The following is a 20,891-nucleotide window of genomic DNA, read 5'->3' as shown; positions in this document are numbered from 1 at the left end:
ATTTATTTTTTAAAGGATGATATTTTTTTATTTAAATCGATTAAGTTTTTTTCGGTATGTGTTTTTTGTCCTTTTAAATGAACAATAAAGTCTATAAGTTCTTTTGTTTCTGTAAGAGATTTACCGGACTTGGCAGCTAAATCTACAGCTGTTTTATGGGTAATGGTACTGGTATTTATATAAAAATTACTGCGAAGGTATTCTAGAAAATATTTCAGCTTTTTGGATATTAGATCACTAAAGTCTCTATGTTGATGATATAAGGTGCCTACTGTTCTTGCAAATTCTATAGATGAGTTTTCTAGCGGATCAATTACAGGAATAATTCGTTGTTCTCGTTTAGCTTTAAAAATCACAAATATTATTAAAGTAACAATAGCTATGTAATATGCCCATTTTAAGGCAACCTGATTCAATACAAAGCGCATGGGCGAATCGATAAAAACGCGACCGGACTTTTTATAATTATCCCAGAATAAAGGAGATTGATTATCCAAGTACGAAAAAGTATTGGCCACATACTGTTGATTGTTGTTCAACATATAGTAATTGCTGAACGCTTCTGGTGAAGTATTTAAATAGAAGTTTCCGTTGCCAAACGCAACTTTTATAAAATTGGGTTTTGTTACTATTTCTTTTCCGCTTTCCAAAAAATCTTCGCCTTCTGGGTATACTATATTTCCGAGAATTGTAGAATTCAACGAATCAATTGACGTGAAATGTTGATTACGCATAGCCTTTTTATACGTAAATTCTTTTGTTTTGAAAGCGTTGTTACTTAAAGTGGTATAAATTGAATCTTCACTAATAGTATACGCGTAAGATGTACTTAAATTTAAGGTGTCCGAAAGGTTTCTTCCAAATCTGCTCGATGCTATAAATACAGAATTGCCTCGAGCTACATAATCTAAAAGCGCATTACTTTCTTGCTCATCGAATTCTATACCATTGTTAATAAGTATATAATTTGATGAAAGTGTAGTATCACTTGAAGTCAATAAATTAAACAGGCTTTCATTTACACTTTCAATTTTAGTCTCCGGGAAAAGTGTTGGTAATTCACTAAAAAGAACATAACAACCAAATGGAATTTTATCAGTAGCCGTATACGATGGTTTCCAGTTTAAAGGTTTAGGGCGCACAATCTCCGTCACAATAATAGCGAGGAGTACAGCGGCAAAAAGCCCGAGTATTATTTTTGATCGTTTATCCATTTAATTGATAATCGAATTTTTTAATGTTGTAAATCGTGTTTCTACTAATTTGTATTTAGTTTCATTTATGTCTTGCTCGCCATACCAGATATAATCATATAAATAGGAAACATCTTTAAAGCCAGCTTGTATAGTACTGGCTTCACGTTTCTCTATTTCATTTTGATAATCGGAATTGGTTTTTTCGTAATTCCAGTCGATTATTCCTTTCTCAGATAGCGATTTTAGTAGTATTAAATACTGATATCGCACGGCCAATCGATAGTCCTTATTGTCTAGGGCAGATTTTATTAATACCTCTAAATCAACATTTTCTATATGTTCTTCAGAAAGATTGATATCTATAATTGATGTGGCTTTTTTCGTGAATAGCGACGAGAAATTTTCACCTGCAAAAAAACGAACAAAGAGATAAATAATTAGTCCACCCATTAAAATATAAATAAGATATTCTATTATCTCTAAGGTGTATGGCGGAATATTAACTCCAAAAGATTCGTCTATCCAATTAAAGAACCATTGCAGAAATCGCATAATAAGGTTTTGTGCCTCACCTTCTTGTGATGTGTAATTAAAATCATCACCGTTGTATTTGTCATTTAAGTTACCATCAAAATTACGTGTATTTAAAACCTGGTTCTCATCTATAGGTATAATTATACTATCCTTTTCCTGTTGAGAGAAGCCACAGAAAAAAGCAAATAAAAAGTATAAGATGAAACTGTTTTTAATCACTCGCCCAAGTTTCCTATTTGTTCAATTTTTGATCTTGTGTTGGTATTGTATGTTTCTTCGTGTAATGAATAGAAAAGAAAACCATTTACAAACTGCGATAAACATTGCCCGTAAACCATGACTATTAAATAAAAGGCAAGTCCTATGGTATAAACAATAGTTGACACTATAGATTCAGAAACATCGACTTCATTAGAAACTACATGAAAAGTATAAAGCCCGACAATTACGCCTGGTATAATCATTACAACCATGGATAATATGCCGTTTAACAATCCTAATATAAAATTTACACCTACCGATTTCCAAAAATTGTTACGTACTAAATGCCAACCTTCACGAAAAGAATCCATTACATCTTTGTCGTCATTTAATAGCGAAAAAAATGATACACCGAACCAGGCCAACGTACCAAACATAATTACATAATAAGCTAAAATACCTAGTAATGGAATAAACATAAGTACTATTCCTACGATATATATTACAATGAATAGCATCACCATTATTACAGCAAATAAGAATATTTTTCCGAAGCGCTTTTTAAAGAAATTCCAGACTTCTACTTTGTCGAAAGCATTGCCCTTGTTTTCCTCGTACTTAAGCATATATGAACCTGCAAGACTATAGTTCATTATAGCTACTGCCATGAAAATAAAAAAGAATAATACCCCACCGATGATAAAAGATGTGATATAAGCTTCTTCCATATTTTGTTCACCAGAATCTAAAAATTGGGAGTTGTTACTATAGGTGATTAGACCAATAAAGCCAGAGACTAAAAAATAACTTACAACCAATAAACCTATTAAAAACAGGCCATTGTAGTTTAGAAAAACATTAGTGAATTTCTTTAGATTTTGCTTTAGAAAAGTAAAGTAATCAGAAATTATGGCTCCTAGATCTCTACGCACCTTAAGCTCAATGTATTCGCTATTGGTATTGTTTTGCATATTGTTTGTTCAATAGAATTGGATAAATGATATAATAATAAAGTATTAGTGCTAATGATCCTCCTATGATTAATAAGGCGAGCCAGATGGGCATATTTGAATATCGCGTTATAAAGCCTTCGATAAAACCAGCGATTATAAAAAAAGGTATGGTGCTCACGACCACTTTAAGTCCGTCTTTGGCACCTTTCATAAAAGAAACACGCCTAGAAAATGTTTTTGGAAAAAGAATGCTATTACCCATAATTAAGCCAGCACAACCGGCTATTATAATAACTGAAATTTCTATAGTACCATGAAGCCAAATCTGTTTGTTGGCCTCAAAAAACACGCCTTTAGTATAGAAAAATGTTATAAAAGCTCCCAGCATAACGCCGTTACTAAATAGTATATAAACTGTGCCAATACTGGTAATTACACCAAAGGCAAAAGCTAAGAAAGCTACTCTTATGTTATTTATAGTTATGCCTAAGAATGTTCCAATTTCGCTACCACCCTTATAAATGGCTGTTGGGTCGCCATCAGCAATATTGTTTAATGTTTGGTTTACATAACCATCGCCTAAAATAAGTCGAACAAAAGTATCATCTTTTAAAGCAGACAGGCTACCTATAGCTGTGGCAATGGCGAAAATTAAAAATGTAATGCCTAAAGTTTGGTGGTATTGTTTAAAAAAAAGTGGAAATTCGGTCTTCCAAAAAGAAATAAGTCTGTTTTTGCTTTCTTTTTTATTCTTATAAATTTTTTGATGCGCTTGCGAAGCCAGTGAGTTTAGATACAATAAAGTCTTACTTTCTGCGTAATAGGTTTGTGCGTAAGCCAGATCATTAGTAAGATGAATATAACCATCGGCAAGTTCATCTGGATCTAAATGAGAGCTAAGAGTGATAGCTTTTTCAAATGCTATCCATTTTTCCTTATTTTGCTTTACAAAAGCAGCTTCACGCATTATTTTAGTATGGTTTTTAACGTATAAATTGAACTAAAAAATTGCATTTATACGAGTTATTTTAAAATTAGTGGTTCTATGGTCAACCTTCAAATAAATACAACGCAAAATGTTAACTTAGATTATACTATTGTAAGTATTGGTGAAAGAATTCTTGCTTTTATTATCGATGGCTTCATTTTATACCTCTATTTTATTTTAATAGGTTTGATTACTTCTGCATTGGGTTATATATTCGAAGATGCATGGACTCAATTCGGTTTGCAGAGTTTAATACTCTTGCCAGCAATGTTCTACAGTTTAATTATGCATAGTTTGTTTAATGGTAGAACGGTTGGAAAAATGCTCATGAAAATGCGTGTTGTTCGGTTTGATGGATCACCAGTACATTGGTCGAATTATTTGGTACGATGGATGTTGCGTTTAGTTGATATTTGGATTTTTGCCGGAAGTATTGGTCTGTTAACTATTTTATTTTCTGATAGAAGACAACGTTTAGGTGATGCAGCAGCCGGTACCGTAGTTATAAGTACAAAGAATAGGACTAAGGTTTCACATACTATATTGGAAGATGTTGAAGAGGCGTATGAACCAACTTTTACAAATGTTACTTTGTTAACAGATAAAGATGTACGTTTGATTAAAGAAACATATAGAATAGCAAAGCTTGGTACAGATCATAAAACTATGAAGGTTTTACGTGAAAAAGTCGAAAGTGTATTGGCCACCAACTCCGAAATGTATGATGTTCAGTATTTAGATACTATTTTAAAGGACTATAGTTTTTATACACAGAATATTTAAAAGATAGTAATTGGAAGTATAGCGAAAATCTATAACCATCAAAAGCAATTTTTTTGAATTTTTAATTATCCTAAACTTATAATCGCAAATGTTTTATTTCATAATTGATATACTTGGAACAATAGCCTTTGCTATTTCTGGAGTTTTGGTAGCTATGGAAAAAAAACTCGACTTATTTGGGGTTTTTATAATAGCTTTTGTTACCGCTGTAGGTGGCGGAACACTTAGAGATATGCTCATTGGCAGTACACCTGTGGCATGGATGCAAAACACAACTTATGTTTTTGTAATTATAGGTACAGTGGCTTTTACGATAATCTTTCGTAATTATTTAAAATATCTTACGAAATCACTTTTTTTGTTTGATACTATCGGTATTGGCTTGTATACTATGGTTGGTATAGAAAAGGGATTAGGTATCGGTTTACATCCACTTGTTTGTATTGCATTAGGAACAATGACAGCAAGTTTTGGTGGCGTAATTCGAGATATTTTATGCAATGAAATTCCTGTAGTTTTTAGAAAGGAAATTTATGCCACTGCCTGTATTTTAGGTGGTAGTTCATATTTCATACTACGTGAGTTGCCAATTGAGAATACCTATGCCTATATAGCCGCGATATTAATTGTAATTGTAATTCGAATATTAGCCGTACTATTTAAGATTGCCTTGCCTAATATTTATAAAAGTGAAGCTTAAAGTTGATCTTTAACTGGAATTGATTAAGGATCAATTATTCAATTACTTCTGCCTTTTCTATATAAACATTTACTGAAGGCCAATCTCCTTTTCCGGTATCTACCGCATTTATTTTATCGACAATATCCATACCAGAGATAACTTTTCCGAATGGCGTGTAATTTCCATCTAAATGATAAGATCCTGGTTTTGTTACCACAATAAAGAACTCGTATGGCGATGCTAATTTATGGGGATTGTCATTTTCACTACTGGGCATAGACAGTGTACCTCGGTGATGTTTATGGCCCTTTCTTGTATCTGGAGGAAGTAAATATCGGCCAATCTCTCTTCTCTTTTTTGGAGTGGCTTCATCATCGGCATTGCCACCCTGAATAATAAAGTTTTTTACAATTCTATGGAATTGAGTATTATCGAAATAACCTTTTCTGGTTAAGTATATAAAATTGGCTTTGTGGTAAGGTACGTTATCAAATAATTGAATTACAAAACTTCCCAAACTGGTGGTGATTTTTACCTTGTTTACATCTAAATTTTTCTGGTAGTCGAAGAAAAATTCGATTGCATTTTCTTCATTTAGCACAAACTCTTCTACTTCTTCTACGATTGCAGTATCTATTTTTATTACTTCTTTTTCTTGATTGTCGGTTTTTATTGTAGAATCTTTTTTATTGGATTCATCTTTACATCCAACTAAAAAAAATAGTGTTATTATTGCGGTTAATGCGATTTGTTTTAAGCTCATGGACTTCAATTTGTTTTCAAAACAGGTATCAAAAATAAAAGATCTTCCATTACCCGGTGTGGAAGCTCATTATAAAATGGTGCCCGCTTTTAGACACGATCTAATCAAACAGCATCAAATAGGTAGTAGAAAACCTAAAAGGGCAGGGGTGATGGCACTTTTTTACCCAGATAATAAAAACAATACTAATTTTTTATTGATATTGAGAAAAACTTACAAAGGTGTGCACTCTAATCAAGTGGCTTTTCCGGGTGGTAAAGTAGAAGAAGTTGATGAAAATATCATGATTACAGCCCTGCGTGAAACAGAAGAAGAAGTTGGGGTTCCAACTGCTAACATAGGTGTAATAAGAGGATTAACAGAAGTTTATATTCCTCCAAGTAATTTTATGGTTTCACCTTTTATTGGTTTGTCTACTGGTGAAATTTCTTTTAAATTACAGGAAGATGAGGTTGAAAAAATTGTTGAAGTGCCTATTTTTGATTTATTAGATGATAAAAAAATATTCTCAAAAAAAATAACTACATCATATGCAGAAGATGTAGCTGTACCTGCCTTTAAACTAAATGGTTATACCGTTTGGGGAGCAACGGCAATGATGTTAAGCGAGGTTAAAGACTTGATAAAACAAGTGATATGAGCATCTTATTTTGTAAATTCGACGGTTAAAATTAAATGTCTATATGAGCATATTCAAGGAAAATCCTTTTGGCCATATTCTTTTTATAAAGAAGTTTTTAATTCGTGTGCTAGGCTTAATAACGCATCAGCGTTATAAAAGGTTTAATACATTAGAGATTGAAGGTTCTGAAATAATCAGAAATCTACCTGAAAGAAATGTGCTTTTTGTTAGTAATCACCAGACTTATTTTGCTGATGTAGTTGCTATGTTTCATGTGTTTAATGCAAGTCTTAAAGGACGAGATGATAATATTAAGAACATTGCATACATCATGAATCCTAAATTAAATGTCTATTATATTGCTGCTGCGGAGACTATGAAAAAATCTCTTTTTACAAAAGCCTTGGCCTATGCAGGTGCAGTTAGCGTAGAACGTACATGGCGCTCTCATGGTAAAGATGTAAAAAGGCAGGTGAAAATGACAGATATTTCAAGAATTGGTATGGCACTAAATGACGGTTGGGTAATTACTTTCCCACAAGGAACTACAACACCTTGGAAACCTTTACGTAAAGGAACTGCTCATATTATTAAAAAGTACAAGCCTGTAGTTGTACCTGTTGTTATAGACGGTTTCCGAAGATCTTTTGATAAAAAGGGACTTCGTATTAAGAAAAAAGGAATTCTTCAGTCTTTAGTCATTAAAGAGCCATTAGAAATAGATTATGATAATGAGAGTAATGAAGAAATTATTGAAAAACTAGAATATGCAATTGAGCAACACCCTTCATTCCTTAAGGTTATTCCGAAAGATGAAATTGCTGAATACGAAGCATTAAACCAAAAACGAAGATTTAGAAAACACTAAACTTCCAATCTTTTTAATTCTTTGTGGTTCTTTTTAAGTTTTCTAAGCAGAAGACCGTAAAGAAGAAAATAGATTGCCCCAAATACTAAAGGCATTACTATCGCCATTGCCAAATACGCTCCTATTAACAATCTTTTTAATTTCTCCGGATTCATTTGTTTAAATTCCTCATAGTCAAAAGCTTCTGCTAATGCGGTTAAATCTGAAGTAAGGTAAATTCCCAATGCAAAGGAAACCATTGCTATGAAAATTAATGAAAGTGAGAATATTACATAGTATTTTACTGTCTTTCTGGTTTTAATGATTTTATCCATTAAGTTTTTTGCACTTTCAAGTACTGAAATTTCTTTGTAGCGCTTGTAGAATTCAAAAATAAAATAGGCCACTACAGCATATTGTATTATAGTTAATCCAATAAACCAATATCTTAACCCAATACTTTCATATACTGCCATCTGGTTTTGTGCTTGGGGGAGAAAGTATAAGATATGGGGAAGAAGAAATTCTAGGATGCTAATAATCATTATCCATTTAACAATAGAAGAAGATTTTTTCCAAAGCATGGTATGAATTTCACCATACGACAGTTTAGGAAGATTTGCTTCCTTTTTCTGCCAGTCTTTTTTTAGTAGTTCCAGTTCGTCCAACATAGTTTTATGGATTTAGTATGGTTCTAAGTTTATTTTTAATTCTATTCATTTTTACTCTTGCATTTACTTCGGTTATACCTAAAGTATCACTAATCTCACTGTAATTCTTATCCTCTAAATAGAGAAAAACAAGGGCTTTATCAATGTCTCCCAATTGTTTTACAGCCTTATACATCAACTTTAATTGTTGTTCTTCTGTTTCATCATATTCGTCGGCTTTTATTTTAAAAATTACTGATTCGTAATCTTGTGTTTGAATACTTCGTTTTGACTTGCGATATAATGTTATAGCTGTATTTAAAGCTACGCGATACATCCAGGTGCTAAATTTTGATTCTCCTCTAAATTTTGGATATGCTTTCCACAGTTGAATTGTAATTTCTTGAAACAGGTCTTTATGTGAATCACGGTCATTTGTATACAACGTACACACCTTATGAACAATATTTTGATTGCTCTCAAGGTCTGTCACAAATTGGTGTTCCAATTCTTTATTCACGTATTCGTTGGTGGGTTGTTACTTATTAGTAGTCTGATTTTAATTTTTGTTACATAAGAATTTTAATACTTATGAAATTTCTTTAATAATCAGTTATATATTTCTTTTTTGATTGCTTTGTCAACTTAAAACAGTAGCTAAAGATAGCAAAAACAATAACTTTTAGATTCCTTTACCAAGCGTATAACGTACTTTTGTAGGACTATGATAAACGAATGTGATATGAATATACCAAAGTCGGGTCTGCCAAGGGTAGTAATTATTGGTGGGGGCTTTGGAGGGGTCTCTTTGGCTAAAAAACTTCGAGATCAAGAAATACAGGTGGTTTTAATCGATAAGCATAATTATCATACATTTCAACCGCTACTTTATCAAGTATCTACTGGAGGGCTGGAGCCTGACTCTATCGCTTACCCTTTACGTAAAATATTACAGGATTCACCTAATAATTATTTTCGTCTCGCTGAGGTATTAGAAGTAAAGGCTGAAAAGAATATTATTGAAACGGATATTGGTAAAATTGAATACGACTTTTTAGTATTGGCCACAGGTTCTAAAACTAATTTTTTTGGGAATACCAATATTGAAGCAAATGCGATGGCGATGAAGACAATTCCGCAATGTCTAAACCTTCGTAGCTTAATACTAGAAAATTTTGAGGATGCTTTACTTACAGATGATTTAAACCGGCGCGAGGCATTAATGAATTTTGTTATCGTTGGTGGTGGGCCAACTGGTGTAGAATTGGCTGGTGCTTTAGCAGAAATTAAAAAAGGAATTTTACCTAAAGATTATCCGGATTTAGATACGCGTATTGCACAAATTAATTTAATTCAAGGTAGTGATCGCTTGTTGGCGACAATGAGTGAGCCGGCTTCTAAAAAGGCAGAAATATTCTTGAAAAAATTAGGTGTAAATGTTTATAAGAATATGCGAGTAACCGATTATGACGGTTATAATGTTACTACTAATCTTGATGATAGCTTTCAAGCAGCTACATTAATATGGGCTGCTGGAGTGCAAGGGGCTACTATAAAAGGTTTAAATGCTACAGATATAATTGCACGAGGTAATCGTGTTAGAGTTGATGAATTTAATAGGGTAGCTGGATTTGAAAATATTTTTGCAATTGGTGATATTGCTATCATGCAATCTGAAAATGAACCTTATGGTCACCCAATGGTGGCACAACCGGCTATGCAACAAGGAAAGCATTTAGGTGGTAATATACTTCGATTATTAGTAGGTGAGACTATGGTGCCATTTAAATATTTAGATAAAGGTTCTATGGCTACTGTTGGTAGAAATAAAGCAGTAGTCGATATGAAAAATTTTAAATTTCAAGGCGTATTTGCATGGTTTGTTTGGATGTTTGTACATCTGTTTTTTCTAATTGGTTTTAGAAATCGCGTCGTAGTTTTTGTTAATTGGGTGTACAATTATGTGCGGTTTGATCGTGAAGCTAGATTAATAATTCGTCCGTATAAAAAGCACAAAAAACCTAAGCATGTTCAGAATCTGTAATTATTGTAGCCTTCAAAATTCCTATAACCAATAATAGTTGAGCAACACCGTAGATTGCCATTACTAATGCACGGGAGTATGGAATTTCACTTTTAAATTTTGTTATTGCTAAAATGCTGTTTGAAAGCATAAACAATAGTGAGCCGGCTAATACATATATGTAGCTATTATTAGTCATAGAATCATCCCGTACATAAGCGAAAAGAATCATAATCATTAAGACAATTATGTAGACAGAAACAGGTATGGCTAGATTATACAATGAATCACTTAAATACAAAAACAATGCAAGTACATAGCCAAATAATACAAATAAAGGTGCTATAATTCCAATCTCTTTATTTCGTGACCTTGAAAATTGCAGGGCATAAAAAATATGACCTATTAAAAATGATAAAACTCCAAAAACAAAAAGGGGTTCAGAAACTCTAGCATAAATCAGAATAATGTCACCGATAATACCACAAGCTAATGCAGCTGATACTAGGGTTTTAGTTTGCTTATCAACGTTTTGAATTAAGAAAAAAACTAAAATTGAACCGACCACTAATGGTTTTGAACAAATACGATAAGACCACCATTCTGGAACAGAGATTAAAACAAGCTCAATTAATAAAATTACAGCAAAACACCAGAGAAATAGGGTAAGTTTCTTCATATTCGGTTTTTGCAAGAGCTTCTAATATTTTTCTTCTTTGAAAGCACTAAATTATAGTGCTTAACTACACACAAGTTAGCTTGTGGAAAGTTTATAAATATAGTAGTTTGTTTTATATTTTATAGAATGATTTTAAGGGGATTCAACAAATAGTTTGCCTTTTGAAATATCTAGATTGAATAATCTCCTTTTATACTTTCCATTTTCATATTTAAGGCGCCCTTTAAGATGCCTATGATTACTAGCAATTGAGCACTAGCGTAAAAAGCCATTACTAAAATTCTAGAAAATGGTATATCGCTTTTAAATCTAGTTATTGCTAAAATACTGTCAGAAAACATAAATAGAAATGTGCCCGAAAGTACATATATATAACTATTATTTGTTAAAGAGTCATTTCTTAGATAAGCAAAAAGTATCATTACTAAATGGGCTGTAATATAAATTCCTACTGGTATTGCAAAGTCATTTAATGAATCGTGTAAATACAAATAAACAGATGCTGCATAAAAGAATAAAACTAAGGTAGGGGCAATGAAACCTAATTCTTTGTTTCTACTTCTTGAGAATTGAATAGCATACATAATGTGAGTAGTAAAAAATGCCAATAGTCCTCCATAAAATAGTGATTCATAAATTTCATCATAAATTAAAAGTAAATCGCCCGCGAGAGCTAAAAATAGCGCAGTAGAAACGATTATTCTAGTTTTACGATCAACTTTCTGTAAAAGAAAGAAGATAATCATTGAAACCATAATCATAGGTTTCGTTACAATTCTATAGGGCCATAATTCGGGATTGCCAACTACAATTAACTCAATGATAACGATAATCGCATAACACCAAAGAAAGGGTCTTAAATATTTCATGGGTACTCTGTTCAATCACAAAAGCAGCAAATATATTTATTCTTTTGTTCTTGGATGAAAATTATTAAGAACATCTTCCAAATGAGTTTTATCTACATGCATATAAACTTCTGTAGTTGTAATGCTTTCATGGCCCAACATCTGCTGTATAGCTCTAAGATCTGCGCCATTTTGCAGTAAATGTGTGGCAAAGGAATGTCTAAAAGTATGCGGGCTAATATTTTTTTTGAGGCCAATTTTTTCTGCCAATTGTTTGATAATTGTAAAAACCATAGCTCGTGTTAATTGTTTACCTCTTCGGTTTAAAAACAAAATATCTTCAAACTCCCGTTGTACTTTTTGATGTACCCTAACTTCAGTGCGATAAATAGTAATGTACTTTTTATTGATTTTGCTTATTGGTACAAATCTTTGTTTATCGCCTTTGCCTGTTACTTTTATAAAATCTTCTTCAAAATACAAATCTGAAAGCCTTAAACTAATAAGTTCGGAAACTCGCAATCCACAACCGTATAGTGTTTCTAACATGGCTCTATTTCTTTCGCCTTCTGGTTTTGAAAGGTCTATGTGGTCAATTAATTCATTTATTTCTTCCTCCGATAATGTATCAGGAAGTTTGCGCCCAATTTTAGGAGATTCTATTAAGTCCATCGGGTTGTCAGTTCTATAATCTTCAAAAACCATGTAACTAAAAAAGCTCTTTAAACCAGAAATTATACGTGCTTGTGAGCGCGGATTTACGTTTTTAGCTATTTCGTAAACAAATTGTTGGACAATTTCCTTTGCTATCATATCGGGAGGCTCATTTAAATTTTGAACCTGTAAATAACCTGCTAATTTTTCAATATCTAAGACGTAATTCTTAATTGAATTATTGGCCAAACCACGTTCAATTTTAAGGTAATGTTCATAGTCTTTTGTGGCGGTACTCCATTTCATACTGTAAAGGTAGCGAATGAAATAATTATTATAAATTTATTTAAAGTATTGTTTATCATTGTGTTGTGTAAGTTGGTATGAAGATTGTACTATGGTTTGTTGACTATAAAACACTTTTAAAAATTTTAAACACTACATTATTATGAAAAAATTATTCACTTTAGCTATTATAGCTTTATTTGGTATTTATCAAGCGCAAGCACAAACCGATTTTCAATTTGGTATTACTGGCGGACTTTTAAATAACGATACCAATATTAAAGCATCGGTAATTGGTATTTCACTTTTTAATTTAGATGCAATAAATAAAACAGGATATTATGTTGGTGCATTAGCTGATTTAGGTATTACCGAAACTTTTCATATTCAGCCAGAACTTACTTATGGAAAAGCCGGCGATCTTTCATTTCTTTATCTACCAATAATGGCTAAGTTTTATGTTGCTAGAGGGCTTAATATTCAGGCTGGTCCTCAATTGAGCTTTAATTCAAATGTTGATGAAATTAAATCTATTCTAAAAGAAATTTCAAATGATGATGATCGTTTTAGCGACACCCTTAAATCTACAGCATTAGAAATGGGAGTAGGAGCTGGTTACGATATTACCCGTCACATTATGGTTCAAGCGCGATATTCTTTTGCAGTAACCGATAGGTATAATGGTCCAGGTGATGCTCTTTTAGATGTGAAAAACACTACATTAAATATTGGGGTTGTTTATAAATTTTAATCAGATCAAATTATATTATCGTAATTTTATATAGAATTAAACCCCTAATTAATAGAATTCTAAAATCTAAACCTTATGAAGAAAGTTCTCTTTTTGGTAGCAATACTTTTTGCCCTTGGAGCTCAAAAAATGAATGCCCAGGTAATCGTTCAAGACAAAACTACATCTAATAATGGAGGTATTGGTGAAGATATAAGATTCGGAGCGAAAGCAGGTTTAAATATTTCAACATTTCTTAATAATGGTTTTTTTGCTATAAAACCTAAACCAGGAGGTTATTTTGGAGGTATTGCAGAAATTCCTATTACTGAACAAATATTTGCACAACCTGAACTATTAGTCTCTTTTCAAGGAGCAGACATTGGTCTTGGAGATAGTGATCTTAATTTAATCTATTTGCATGTACCATTAATGGGTAAATATCATATCACAGAAGAATTTGCAGCAGAATTTGGCCCACAAGTGAGTTTTGTTTTAGATGATAATGCAGGAGAATTCGGATATAGTGACGGTAATTCTATAATTCCATTTAATGCTAAAACAATACAAGTAGCTATGAATCTTGGAGGTGGGTATCGATTAGATGAGCATTTATATTTTCAAGCGCGTTTCAGTCTTGGTTTAACGAAAACTCTTGAAAATTATACCCTTAAAAATGGAATAGTTCAAGTAGGGGCAGCCTACTTTTTCTAAAAATATAATTACACATAAAATCTAAGACCGGTTAGTTCCGGTCTTTTTTTATACCCTAAAAGTTCTCCTATTACTACTAATTATAAGGAATACCGTACAATTTTTGACAAATTGTTGAGTTAAGGTTTCAACTTTAAACTAGACCAAAACCTAATATTGTCATGAAAAACACTTTAATAGTAATAGTATTTGCTTTGTTTTCATTCAGCCTACAGGCTCAAAAAGGATTTAAATTGGGTATTCATGGCTCTTTGCCAATGGGTGAGAATAAAGATGTTGTTAGTTTGGGTGCCGGTATTGATGCAGGATACATGTATCCGTTAGGGGAAGTTCTAGACTTAGGTATAATGACTGGTTTTATTAATGGCTTTCCTGAAACTTTTCATGAAGAAGTGGTATTGTACGATTTGCCTAATATTCAATTTGTACCTGTTGCGTTAGGTATGAGAATATGGCCATCTAACTCTTTTTCATTTGGCGGGGAAGTTGGAAATGCATTTGGTATCAATGATGGTAATGATGGTGGTCTATATTACAAACCGCTAATTGGTCTGCTTTTTGGAGCTCAGGTTGAAGTAAACCTTTCTTATACTAATGTTGTTTTAGATGGTGAAGATTGGTCAACTGTAAACCTTGGTGTATTATATACTTTTTCACCTAAGAATCCGTATTAATAAATATGTTTACTAAAGTGCGCGGCGATTGAACTTTTTTTATCGCCTGCTATTTGATACTTTTACCTTATGAAGTTGATAATAATTAACGGCCCAAATCTAAACCTTCTTGGAAAGCGTGAACCCGAAATGTACGGAAGTAAGACGTTTGAAGATTGTTTTATAGAGTTGCAAGAGAAATTCAATGGTATTGAATTAGAATATTTTCAATCAAATATTGAAGGTGAACTAATAGGAAAAATTCAAGAAGTTGGATTTACTTATGACGGAATTATTCTCAATGCTGCGGCCTATACCCACACCTCGGTTGGTATTGGCGATGCGGTAAAAGCGATTCAAACTCCTGTTATTGAAGTGCATATTTCTAACACTCATAAACGGGAAGAATTCAGACATGTCTCTTACATTTCTTCAGGAGCAAAAGGAGTTATACTAGGTTTCGGACTCCAGAGCTATAACTTGGCAATTCAGAGTTTTTTAGACTGATTTTTGTAGATATTTCTTTTCTACATAGAAGGTAGCAAACGGTAACAACGATGCTATTAAAAGAATTACCAATCTTTTTAATGACCATTTTTTCTGATACCAGAAAAGTATTGCTAGAATAATATAGCCGATAAAAAGTACGCCGTGAGCATACCCAACGTATTTGTTAGGCATTGGCATACCTGCCATGTATTTTAATGGCATGGTCACTGCAAAAAGTGCTAGGTACGAAATACCTTCTAAAATAGCTGTAATACGAAAGGCTGCAAGCATGAAAATTAAATATTAGGAAGTGTGAATAGTTTAAGAGCAGCTAAATTTTTAGTGTTTAGCTGCTCAAAAATAATTTTATAAATGAATTACTTCATCATAAGCAGCAGCAACCGCTTCCATTACAGCTTCACTCATAGTAGGGTGAGGGTGAACGGCTTTTAAGATTTCATGTCCTGTAGTTTCTAGTTTTCTTGCTACTACAGCTTCTGCAATCATATCTGTAACGCCAACACCAATCATGTGGCAACCTAACCATTCGCCATATTTAGCATCAAAAATTACTTTTACAAATCCATCAGAAGCACCAGAAGCTTTTGCCTTTCCACTAGCCGAAAACGGAAATTTTCCTACTTTAATGTCAAGTCCCTTTTCTCTTGCTTGTTTTTCTGTTAACCCAACAGAAGCAATTTCAGGAATGCAATAAGTACAGCCGGGAATATTGCCATAATCTAAAGCCTCTACATGCATACCAGCAATATTCTCTACACAAAGAATGCCTTCTGCAGATGCAACATGCGCTAGGGCTTGCCCTGGTGTAACATCACCTATGGCATAGTATCCTTCTACATTTGTTTTGTAATTGGCATCCACTACAATTTTATCGCGATCTGTTTTTATGCCAACATTTTCTAACCCAATGTTTTCAATATTAGATTTAATTCCAACAGCTGAAAGAACAATATCTGCTGGGATTATCTCAGCACCTTTGGCAGTTTTTACATTAACTTTTACGCCATCGCCAGAAGTGTCAACATGAGTTACCTCTGAAGAGGTCATTATTTTTATTCCAGATTTTTTTAAACTGCGCTCCAATTGTTTTGAAACATCTTCGTCTTCAACCGGAACAATTGTTGGTAGGTATTCTACAACAACTACTTCTGTTCCCATTGTGTGATAGAAATATGCAAATTCTACGCCAATGGCTCCACTACCTACTACAACCATTTTCTTAGGTTGCTCTTTAAGACTCATCGCCTCGCGGTAGCCAATTATTTTCTTGCCATCTTGTGGTAAACTAGGTAACTCTCTACTACGAGCTCCTGTTGCAATTATTATATGTTTGGCACCATATTCAGTTTCTTTGCCACTTTCGTCCTTAACAGAAACTTTCTTGCCTGCTTTTAAAGTACCATACCCTTTAATAACTTCAATTTTATTTTTTTTCATCAAAAATTGAACACCTTTACTCATGCCATCGGCAACATTACGACTTCTTTTTACAACGGCATCAAAATCCTTATCAACACCCTCAGCTTTTAAACCGTAATCCGATGCATGCTTAAGATAATCAAAAACCTGTGCAGATTTTAAAAGTGCTTTGGTAGGTATACAACCCCAATTAAGACAGACGCCACCGAGACTTTCTTTTTCAATAATGGCTGTTTTTAATCCTAATTGTGACGCTCTAATAGCGGTAACATATCCTCCGGGCCCACTGCCCAAAACAATAACATCGAAGTTGCTCATTTGTGTAGTTTTTAATGCTAAATTAACAGAATGCAAAGGTACAAAAGCAAAATCATTTTTTTGCCGGTATATAAATCAAATCACAAATTGCAAATGATTAGTTGAGGACCCTATAAATGATAGGATTATAAAACAATTACGCAAAAAAGGAACTTTACTTCTTTGAAGCAACAAATTTTAATGCTGCGCCATTGATACAATGTCTCTTACCGGTAGTTTTTTTGGGACCATCGTCGAAAACATGTCCCAAATGTCCACCACAGGTCGCGCAATGTTCTTCGGTTCGTTTGTATCCTATTTTGTAATCAACATCATAAGATACATTACCTTTTATTTCTCGATCAAAACTTGGCCAGCCAGTTCCAGAAATAAATTTGTGTTGACTTTTAAAGAGCTCCGTTCCACAACCAGCACAAACATAGACGCCTTCTTCTTTATTGCCCAAAAGGTCACTAGTAAAAGACCTTTCTGTGCCAGCTTCGCGAAGTACATAATAGGCTATGTCACTGAGTTCAGAACGCCATTCACTTTCAGTTTTTACAACTTTAAATTCTTTTTCTTTGGTTGTTTTATCGGTGTCTTTATTATTTTGCGATAATCCGTTACAACCTATGAAAGCAAGAACTACTATTAGACTTATTTTTTTTACAATCATAGCTAAGTTTTCTTTTAGAATTTGACGTATTACTTTGAATTTCCTTTCATCTAAATTAATAATAAAAGGATAAAAAAAACCCGAACATCGTATGATGTTCGGGCTGTATATAGTGGGGGTATCTTTAAATTTAGTTTAAATGAATTCTAGAAATAGTGTTTTCTTCAACACTTAAAGTCTGCATAACTGTTGATATATTTGATTTGTCCATTTTAGATCCTGCAACTAGATTGGCTGGTAGAACCGCAATTCTAAAAATCTGTTCATCAGTATCTCCCGTAGGTAGTGTGTTTAGGTCAAAATCTGATTCTAAAAAGATATTTGCATCTAAGAAAGTATGGTCATAATTATATTGTAGTAAGCCCTGTTCAAGAATTCTTGTTTGAGGAAGTAATCTCCATATATCAACAGGTAAGCCTTCATTATCTTCAGTTTGATCCCAAAGTATATAAATTAAAATTACATCATTCTCAAATACTTCTAATGTAGGAGCGGTCTCATTAAAATCAACGAAAATTTGATATTCATTTTCTGCAGTGAAATCACCTACAATGTCAAATACATTTCCGATTTCACCGTCAATTCCGTCTTTTCCATCTGCTCCATCTAAACCATCGTATCCATCAAAGCCTGGAGGTCCTTCTGGTCCTGTACATGAAATGAAAAGTAATGTGATAAACGAGGCGAAAAGTAATGTAGCTTTTTTCATGATATAAAATTTTAATTTGTATTCTTATTCAAACTTATAAAGAACGTTTCAAAAAGCGTTCCATTTTTTTTATTATACTAGTTAAAGAGATGAAAATATATTTAAATTGCTGTTTTACAGCAGTTTGCAATTTAAATTAAATATGGTATACATTTTGCTCCTTAATATTCGATTAGATTTATGGTTTTGTTATAAAACGCTATAAACCGTAAATTTTTGTATATTGGAATTTTAAATTAAACACTACCCTCATGAAAAAATTAACACTGGCATTGGTCATATTTTTGAGCGTTGCCGCATGTAAAACCAATCCGTTTACCGGAAAAAAAGTTTTAAATTTTTACCCGAATAGTCAGGTTTTCCCGACAGCATTTGCGCAATACGATCAGTTTTTAACAGAAAATAATGTAGTTGAAAATTCTTCAGATGCTAAGATGATAACGAAAGTAGGACAACGAATTTCATCTGCTGCAGAACGTTGGCTTGTGGCTAATGGATATCCTGGTTATCTTAAAGATTATAAATGGGAATACAATTTAGTTCAAGATGAAACTGTTAACGCTTGGTGTATGCCGGGTGGAAAAATCGTATTCTACACAGGTATTCTACCAATTACCCAAAGTGAAACGGGTGTAGCTGTGGTAATGGGACATGAAGTTGCCCATGCACTTGCTGATCATGGGGCGCAAAGAATGAGCGCTGGTACCTTACAACAAGTAGGAGCTGTGGCTGGTAACGTAGTAATACAAGACCCAAACAAATTAAATATTTTTAACCAAGCGTATGGTGTAGGTACTAATGTTTTAGGAATGTTACCTTTTAGTAGAAGTCATGAAACTGAAGCCGATCGTATTGGTCTTCAGATTATGGCCATTGCTGGTTATAATCCAGATGAAGCTGCAGAACTTTGGAAAAGAATGAAGGCTAATAGTGGGGGAGAGGCACCGCCTGAGTTTATGAGCACACACCCTTCAAATGATACAAGAATAGCTAATCTTACAGAGTGGGCACCAGCTGCTAAACAAGAAGCTGCTAAATTTGGAGTGACTAAATTTTATTAGACTAAAGTTTAAATTGTATATTTAAAGCCGTCCGCCAATTTGCGGACGGTTTTTATTTTAAATTATATGACCAAGCCAGTTAAGGGGAGTAAAAAATTACTGAATGCTTGGGCATTTTACGATTGGGCCAACTCGGTCTATAACTTGGTAATATCTTCTGCCATTTTTCCAATTTTCTATGGTGCTTTATTTCGAGCGGCTAATGTGGAAAAAGTTACTGTTTTTGGTGGCGAAATTGCAAGGGCGCCGTTAATTAGCTATGTAACGTCTGCGGCTTTCCTTTTTATTGCACTCATAACGCCGCTTTTATCTGGAATAGCGGATTATATGGGTAATAAGAAAAGATTTATGCAGTTTTTCTGCTACTTAGGAGCCTTTTCATGCATAGGTCTTAATTGGTTTTCCTTGGAGAATATTTACTTCAGTTTAATTTGTTATTTCTTTGGATTGGTCGGTTTTTGGTTAAGTCTTGCTTTTAATAATTCATATTTGCCAGATGTCGCATATCCAGAGCAACAAGATGCTATTAGTGCAAAAGCATATTCTATTGGCTATATAGGTAGTGTTCTTTTACTACTCGTAAATCTAGCTATGGTAATGAAACCAGACTTATTCGGAATTGTTGGTGATGAAGGCGGTTTGGCAGAATTAAAAGCTATGCAATATTCATTTGTAACTGTAGGTATTTGGTGGATTGTTTTTAGCCAATATACCTTTCGATTCCTTCCTTTAGGAAATAAAACCGAATCCAAAGGCAAAAATATTATTCTTAATGGCTTCAAAGAATTAAAGGGAGTATGGCATCAATTGAGTGAACTTGTAAAACTTAAACGCTATTTGGGTGCTTTTTTCGTGTATAGTATGGCAGTACAAACTGTTATGTTGATTGCAACCTTTTTTGGTGAAGAAGAAATTGCTTGGGGGTCTGATAATGAAAGAACTATGGGCCTTATAATAAGTATAATGCTTATACAGCTTGTTGCTATTTTTGGTGCAACAATTACAGCTAAAGCATCTAGAGCATATGGGAATATTAAAACACTAGTAGTTATAAATATTATGTGGATTGCCTTGTGTATATATGCATATTTTGTAATTACTCCAACTGATTTTTATATTGCAGCCGGTTGCGTTGGCATTGTAATGGGTGGAATACAAGCGCTTTCTAGATCAACTTATTCTAAGTTTTTGCCAGAAACTACAGATACTACGTCTTTTTTTAGTTTTTTCGATGTGGCTGAAAAAATTGGAATTGTAATAGGCACTTTTTTATATGGTTACGTGGCACAGGTAACCGGCACAATGCGGAATGCCATTATATTTTTGGGTATTTTCTTTCTTATTGGAGCGCTATTGTTATTACGGGTAAATAAAAATCCCCGCCCAATATTGGTGGACGGGGAGTAACAACTCT

At 33.4% G+C, this 20,891-nt stretch carries 25 protein-coding genes; 11 read left to right on the top strand and 14 right to left on the bottom strand.

Going from position 1 to position 20,891, the window contains the following annotated elements:
* Positions 1 to 2 precede the first annotated feature (2 nt).
* Genes UH7x_RS02125 through UH7x_RS02110 form a run of 4 tightly spaced genes read right to left on the bottom strand, consistent with a single transcriptional unit; the run spans position 3 to position 3,851 of the window.
* On the bottom strand, positions 3 to 1,214 hold the full coding sequence (locus UH7x_RS02125; protein WP_482362077.1) for a DUF4350 domain-containing protein: 1,212 nt from the start codon (positions 1,212 to 1,214) through the stop codon (positions 3 to 5).
* Positions 1,215 to 1,949 carry a hypothetical protein gene (locus tag UH7x_RS02120; RefSeq protein WP_482362076.1) on the bottom strand — a complete coding sequence of 245 codons (735 nt, stop codon included), beginning with the start codon at positions 1,947 to 1,949 and terminating at the stop codon, positions 1,215 to 1,217. It abuts the gene before it with no gap.
* Positions 1,946 to 2,902: a hypothetical protein gene (locus tag UH7x_RS02115; protein WP_482362075.1), complete on the bottom strand. Its 957-nt coding sequence runs from the start codon at positions 2,900 to 2,902 to the stop codon at positions 1,946 to 1,948. Before UH7x_RS02115 ends, UH7x_RS02120 begins: the two co-directional genes overlap by 4 nt.
* The gene (locus UH7x_RS02110) at positions 2,883 to 3,851 is read right to left on the bottom strand and encodes a stage II sporulation protein M (RefSeq protein ID WP_482362074.1); all 969 of its coding nucleotides are present in this window, start codon (positions 3,849 to 3,851) and stop codon (positions 2,883 to 2,885) included. Before UH7x_RS02110 ends, UH7x_RS02115 begins: the two co-directional genes overlap by 20 nt.
* Positions 3,852 to 3,929: 78 nt before the next feature.
* On the opposite strand from UH7x_RS02110, the gene UH7x_RS02105 reads away from it, so the two are divergent.
* Together UH7x_RS02105 and UH7x_RS02100 are read left to right on the top strand one after the other, a co-directional pair.
* Positions 3,930 to 4,655: an RDD family protein gene (locus UH7x_RS02105; protein WP_482362073.1), complete on the top strand. Its 726-nt coding sequence runs from the start codon at positions 3,930 to 3,932 to the stop codon at positions 4,653 to 4,655.
* Positions 4,656 to 4,743: 88 nt separating this feature from the next.
* Positions 4,744 to 5,355 carry a trimeric intracellular cation channel family protein gene (locus UH7x_RS02100; RefSeq protein ID WP_482362072.1) on the top strand — a complete coding sequence of 204 codons (612 nt, stop codon included), beginning with the start codon at positions 4,744 to 4,746 and terminating at the stop codon, positions 5,353 to 5,355.
* A gap of 34 nt (positions 5,356 to 5,389) precedes the next feature.
* Here the strand turns inward: UH7x_RS02100 and UH7x_RS02095 are convergent, their stop codons facing one another.
* Positions 5,390 to 6,100 (bottom strand): peptidylprolyl isomerase, encoded by a 711-nt coding sequence (locus tag UH7x_RS02095; RefSeq protein WP_482362071.1) that lies wholly within the window; start codon positions 6,098 to 6,100, stop codon positions 5,390 to 5,392.
* On the opposite strand from UH7x_RS02095, the gene UH7x_RS02090 reads away from it, so the two are divergent.
* Positions 6,099 to 6,740, top strand: coding sequence for an NUDIX hydrolase (locus UH7x_RS02090; protein ID WP_482362070.1), 642 nt, complete (start codon positions 6,099 to 6,101; stop codon positions 6,738 to 6,740). The genes UH7x_RS02095 and UH7x_RS02090 overlap by 2 nt on opposite strands.
* 43 nt (positions 6,741 to 6,783) lie before the next feature.
* Positions 6,784 to 7,590 (top strand): lysophospholipid acyltransferase family protein, encoded by an 807-nt coding sequence (locus tag UH7x_RS02085; protein ID WP_482362069.1) that lies wholly within the window; start codon positions 6,784 to 6,786, stop codon positions 7,588 to 7,590.
* On the opposite strand, the gene UH7x_RS02080 is transcribed toward UH7x_RS02085, so the two are convergent.
* Both UH7x_RS02080 and UH7x_RS02075 read right to left on the bottom strand, forming a co-directional pair.
* A complete protein-coding gene (locus UH7x_RS02080; RefSeq protein WP_482362068.1) occupies positions 7,587 to 8,240 on the bottom strand; it encodes a hypothetical protein in 654 nt (217 codons plus the stop codon). The two genes, UH7x_RS02085 and UH7x_RS02080, sit on opposite strands and share 4 nt — an antisense overlap.
* A 4-nt stretch (positions 8,241 to 8,244) precedes the next feature.
* Positions 8,245 to 8,739 (bottom strand): RNA polymerase sigma factor, encoded by a 495-nt coding sequence (locus UH7x_RS02075; protein ID WP_482362067.1) that lies wholly within the window; start codon positions 8,737 to 8,739, stop codon positions 8,245 to 8,247.
* 222 nt (positions 8,740 to 8,961) lie between these two features.
* Here UH7x_RS02075 and UH7x_RS02070 point away from each other — a divergent pair, with 222 nt between their 5' ends.
* A complete protein-coding gene (locus UH7x_RS02070; protein ID WP_482362066.1) occupies positions 8,962 to 10,263 on the top strand; it encodes an NAD(P)/FAD-dependent oxidoreductase in 1,302 nt (433 codons plus the stop codon).
* Here UH7x_RS02070 and UH7x_RS02065 read toward each other — a convergent pair.
* From UH7x_RS02065 to xerD, 3 genes are all read right to left on the bottom strand, one after another.
* Positions 10,241 to 10,921, bottom strand: coding sequence for a lysoplasmalogenase (locus UH7x_RS02065; RefSeq protein ID WP_482362065.1), 681 nt, complete (start codon positions 10,919 to 10,921; stop codon positions 10,241 to 10,243). The two genes, UH7x_RS02070 and UH7x_RS02065, sit on opposite strands and share 23 nt — an antisense overlap.
* A 170-nt stretch (positions 10,922 to 11,091) precedes the next feature.
* Positions 11,092 to 11,790 carry a lysoplasmalogenase gene (locus UH7x_RS02060; protein WP_482362064.1) on the bottom strand — a complete coding sequence of 233 codons (699 nt, stop codon included), beginning with the start codon at positions 11,788 to 11,790 and terminating at the stop codon, positions 11,092 to 11,094.
* 36 nt (positions 11,791 to 11,826) lie between these two features.
* Positions 11,827 to 12,729: a site-specific tyrosine recombinase XerD gene (xerD, locus tag UH7x_RS02055; protein WP_482362063.1), complete on the bottom strand. Its 903-nt coding sequence runs from the start codon at positions 12,727 to 12,729 to the stop codon at positions 11,827 to 11,829.
* Positions 12,730 to 12,871: 142 nt separating this feature from the next.
* Between xerD and UH7x_RS02050 the strand changes: the two genes are divergently transcribed.
* From UH7x_RS02050 to aroQ, 4 genes are all read left to right on the top strand, one after another.
* Positions 12,872 to 13,459: a porin family protein gene (locus tag UH7x_RS02050; protein ID WP_482362062.1), complete on the top strand. Its 588-nt coding sequence runs from the start codon at positions 12,872 to 12,874 to the stop codon at positions 13,457 to 13,459.
* 75 nt (positions 13,460 to 13,534) lie between these two features.
* Positions 13,535 to 14,152 (top strand): porin family protein, encoded by a 618-nt coding sequence (locus UH7x_RS02045; RefSeq protein WP_482362061.1) that lies wholly within the window; start codon positions 13,535 to 13,537, stop codon positions 14,150 to 14,152.
* Between the two features lie 161 nt (positions 14,153 to 14,313).
* Entirely contained in the window at positions 14,314 to 14,826 is a 513-nt protein-coding gene (locus UH7x_RS02040) for a hypothetical protein (RefSeq protein ID WP_482362060.1), read from the top strand.
* 69 nt (positions 14,827 to 14,895) lie between these two features.
* A complete protein-coding gene (gene aroQ, locus UH7x_RS02035) occupies positions 14,896 to 15,312 on the top strand; it encodes a type II 3-dehydroquinate dehydratase (RefSeq protein ID WP_482362059.1) in 417 nt (138 codons plus the stop codon).
* Here the strand turns inward: aroQ and UH7x_RS02030 are convergent.
* From UH7x_RS02030 to UH7x_RS02015, 4 genes are all read right to left on the bottom strand, one after another.
* A complete protein-coding gene (locus UH7x_RS02030; RefSeq protein WP_482362058.1) occupies positions 15,304 to 15,585 on the bottom strand; it encodes a DUF3817 domain-containing protein in 282 nt (93 codons plus the stop codon). The two genes, aroQ and UH7x_RS02030, sit on opposite strands and share 9 nt — an antisense overlap.
* 75 nt (positions 15,586 to 15,660) lie before the next feature.
* Positions 15,661 to 17,052: a dihydrolipoyl dehydrogenase gene (gene lpdA, locus UH7x_RS02025; RefSeq protein WP_482362057.1), complete on the bottom strand. Its 1,392-nt coding sequence runs from the start codon at positions 17,050 to 17,052 to the stop codon at positions 15,661 to 15,663.
* Positions 17,053 to 17,206: 154 nt separating this feature from the next.
* A complete protein-coding gene (gene msrB, locus UH7x_RS02020; RefSeq protein ID WP_482362056.1) occupies positions 17,207 to 17,707 on the bottom strand; it encodes a peptide-methionine (R)-S-oxide reductase MsrB in 501 nt (166 codons plus the stop codon).
* Positions 17,708 to 17,837: 130 nt separating this feature from the next.
* The gene (locus UH7x_RS02015; RefSeq protein WP_482362055.1) at positions 17,838 to 18,416 is read right to left on the bottom strand and encodes a collagen-like protein; all 579 of its coding nucleotides are present in this window, start codon (positions 18,414 to 18,416) and stop codon (positions 17,838 to 17,840) included.
* 251 nt (positions 18,417 to 18,667) lie between these two features.
* Between UH7x_RS02015 and UH7x_RS02010 the strand changes: the two genes are divergently transcribed.
* Together UH7x_RS02010 and UH7x_RS02005 are read left to right on the top strand one after the other, a co-directional pair.
* On the top strand, positions 18,668 to 19,477 hold the full coding sequence (locus UH7x_RS02010; protein WP_482362054.1) for a M48 family metallopeptidase: 810 nt from the start codon (positions 18,668 to 18,670) through the stop codon (positions 19,475 to 19,477).
* A 66-nt stretch (positions 19,478 to 19,543) separates the two neighbouring features.
* Positions 19,544 to 20,884, top strand: coding sequence for an MFS transporter (locus UH7x_RS02005; RefSeq protein ID WP_482362053.1), 1,341 nt, complete (start codon positions 19,544 to 19,546; stop codon positions 20,882 to 20,884).
* Positions 20,885 to 20,891 lie beyond the last annotated feature (7 nt).

It is taken from the genome of Aurantibacter sp. UH7 (assembly GCF_056839165.1).
This window is presented reverse-complemented; position numbering and strand designations above follow the sequence as displayed.

Excerpts from the sequence above, each read along its gene's own strand:
- UH7x_RS02100 (WP_482362072.1), top strand. The coding sequence starts at position 4,744 with ATGTTTTATTTCATAATTGATATACTTGGAACAATAGCCTTTGCTATT.
- UH7x_RS02085 (WP_482362069.1), top strand. The coding sequence starts at position 6,784 with ATGAGCATATTCAAGGAAAATCCTTTTGGCCATATTCTTTTTATAAAG.
- UH7x_RS02005 (WP_482362053.1), top strand. The coding sequence starts at position 19,544 with ATGACCAAGCCAGTTAAGGGGAGTAAAAAATTACTGAATGCTTGGGCA.
- UH7x_RS02080 (WP_482362068.1), bottom strand. The coding sequence starts at position 8,240 with ATGTTGGACGAACTGGAACTACTAAAAAAAGACTGGCAGAAAAAGGAA.
- UH7x_RS02095 (WP_482362071.1), bottom strand. The coding sequence starts at position 6,100 with ATGAGCTTAAAACAAATCGCATTAACCGCAATAATAACACTATTTTTT.
- UH7x_RS02030 (WP_482362058.1), bottom strand. The coding sequence starts at position 15,585 with ATGCTTGCAGCCTTTCGTATTACAGCTATTTTAGAAGGTATTTCGTAC.
- xerD (WP_482362063.1), bottom strand. The coding sequence starts at position 12,729 with ATGAAATGGAGTACCGCCACAAAAGACTATGAACATTACCTTAAAATT.
- UH7x_RS02010 (WP_482362054.1), top strand. The coding sequence starts at position 18,668 with ATGAAAAAATTAACACTGGCATTGGTCATATTTTTGAGCGTTGCCGCA.
- UH7x_RS02125 (WP_482362077.1), bottom strand. The coding sequence starts at position 1,214 with ATGGATAAACGATCAAAAATAATACTCGGGCTTTTTGCCGCTGTACTC.
- lpdA (WP_482362057.1), bottom strand. The coding sequence starts at position 17,052 with ATGAGCAACTTCGATGTTATTGTTTTGGGCAGTGGGCCCGGAGGATAT.
- UH7x_RS02065 (WP_482362065.1), bottom strand. The coding sequence starts at position 10,921 with ATGAAGAAACTTACCCTATTTCTCTGGTGTTTTGCTGTAATTTTATTA.
- UH7x_RS02070 (WP_482362066.1), top strand. The coding sequence starts at position 8,962 with ATGAATATACCAAAGTCGGGTCTGCCAAGGGTAGTAATTATTGGTGGG.
- aroQ (WP_482362059.1), top strand. The coding sequence starts at position 14,896 with ATGAAGTTGATAATAATTAACGGCCCAAATCTAAACCTTCTTGGAAAG.
- UH7x_RS02050 (WP_482362062.1), top strand. The coding sequence starts at position 12,872 with ATGAAAAAATTATTCACTTTAGCTATTATAGCTTTATTTGGTATTTAT.
- UH7x_RS02110 (WP_482362074.1), bottom strand. The coding sequence starts at position 3,851 with ATGCGTGAAGCTGCTTTTGTAAAGCAAAATAAGGAAAAATGGATAGCA.
- UH7x_RS02090 (WP_482362070.1), top strand. The coding sequence starts at position 6,099 with ATGGACTTCAATTTGTTTTCAAAACAGGTATCAAAAATAAAAGATCTT.
- UH7x_RS02115 (WP_482362075.1), bottom strand. The coding sequence starts at position 2,902 with ATGCAAAACAATACCAATAGCGAATACATTGAGCTTAAGGTGCGTAGA.
- UH7x_RS02015 (WP_482362055.1), bottom strand. The coding sequence starts at position 18,416 with ATGAAAAAAGCTACATTACTTTTCGCCTCGTTTATCACATTACTTTTC.
- UH7x_RS02060 (WP_482362064.1), bottom strand. The coding sequence starts at position 11,790 with ATGAAATATTTAAGACCCTTTCTTTGGTGTTATGCGATTATCGTTATC.
- UH7x_RS02045 (WP_482362061.1), top strand. The coding sequence starts at position 13,535 with ATGAAGAAAGTTCTCTTTTTGGTAGCAATACTTTTTGCCCTTGGAGCT.
- UH7x_RS02105 (WP_482362073.1), top strand. The coding sequence starts at position 3,930 with ATGGTCAACCTTCAAATAAATACAACGCAAAATGTTAACTTAGATTAT.
- msrB (WP_482362056.1), bottom strand. The coding sequence starts at position 17,707 with ATGATTGTAAAAAAAATAAGTCTAATAGTAGTTCTTGCTTTCATAGGT.
- UH7x_RS02040 (WP_482362060.1), top strand. The coding sequence starts at position 14,314 with ATGAAAAACACTTTAATAGTAATAGTATTTGCTTTGTTTTCATTCAGC.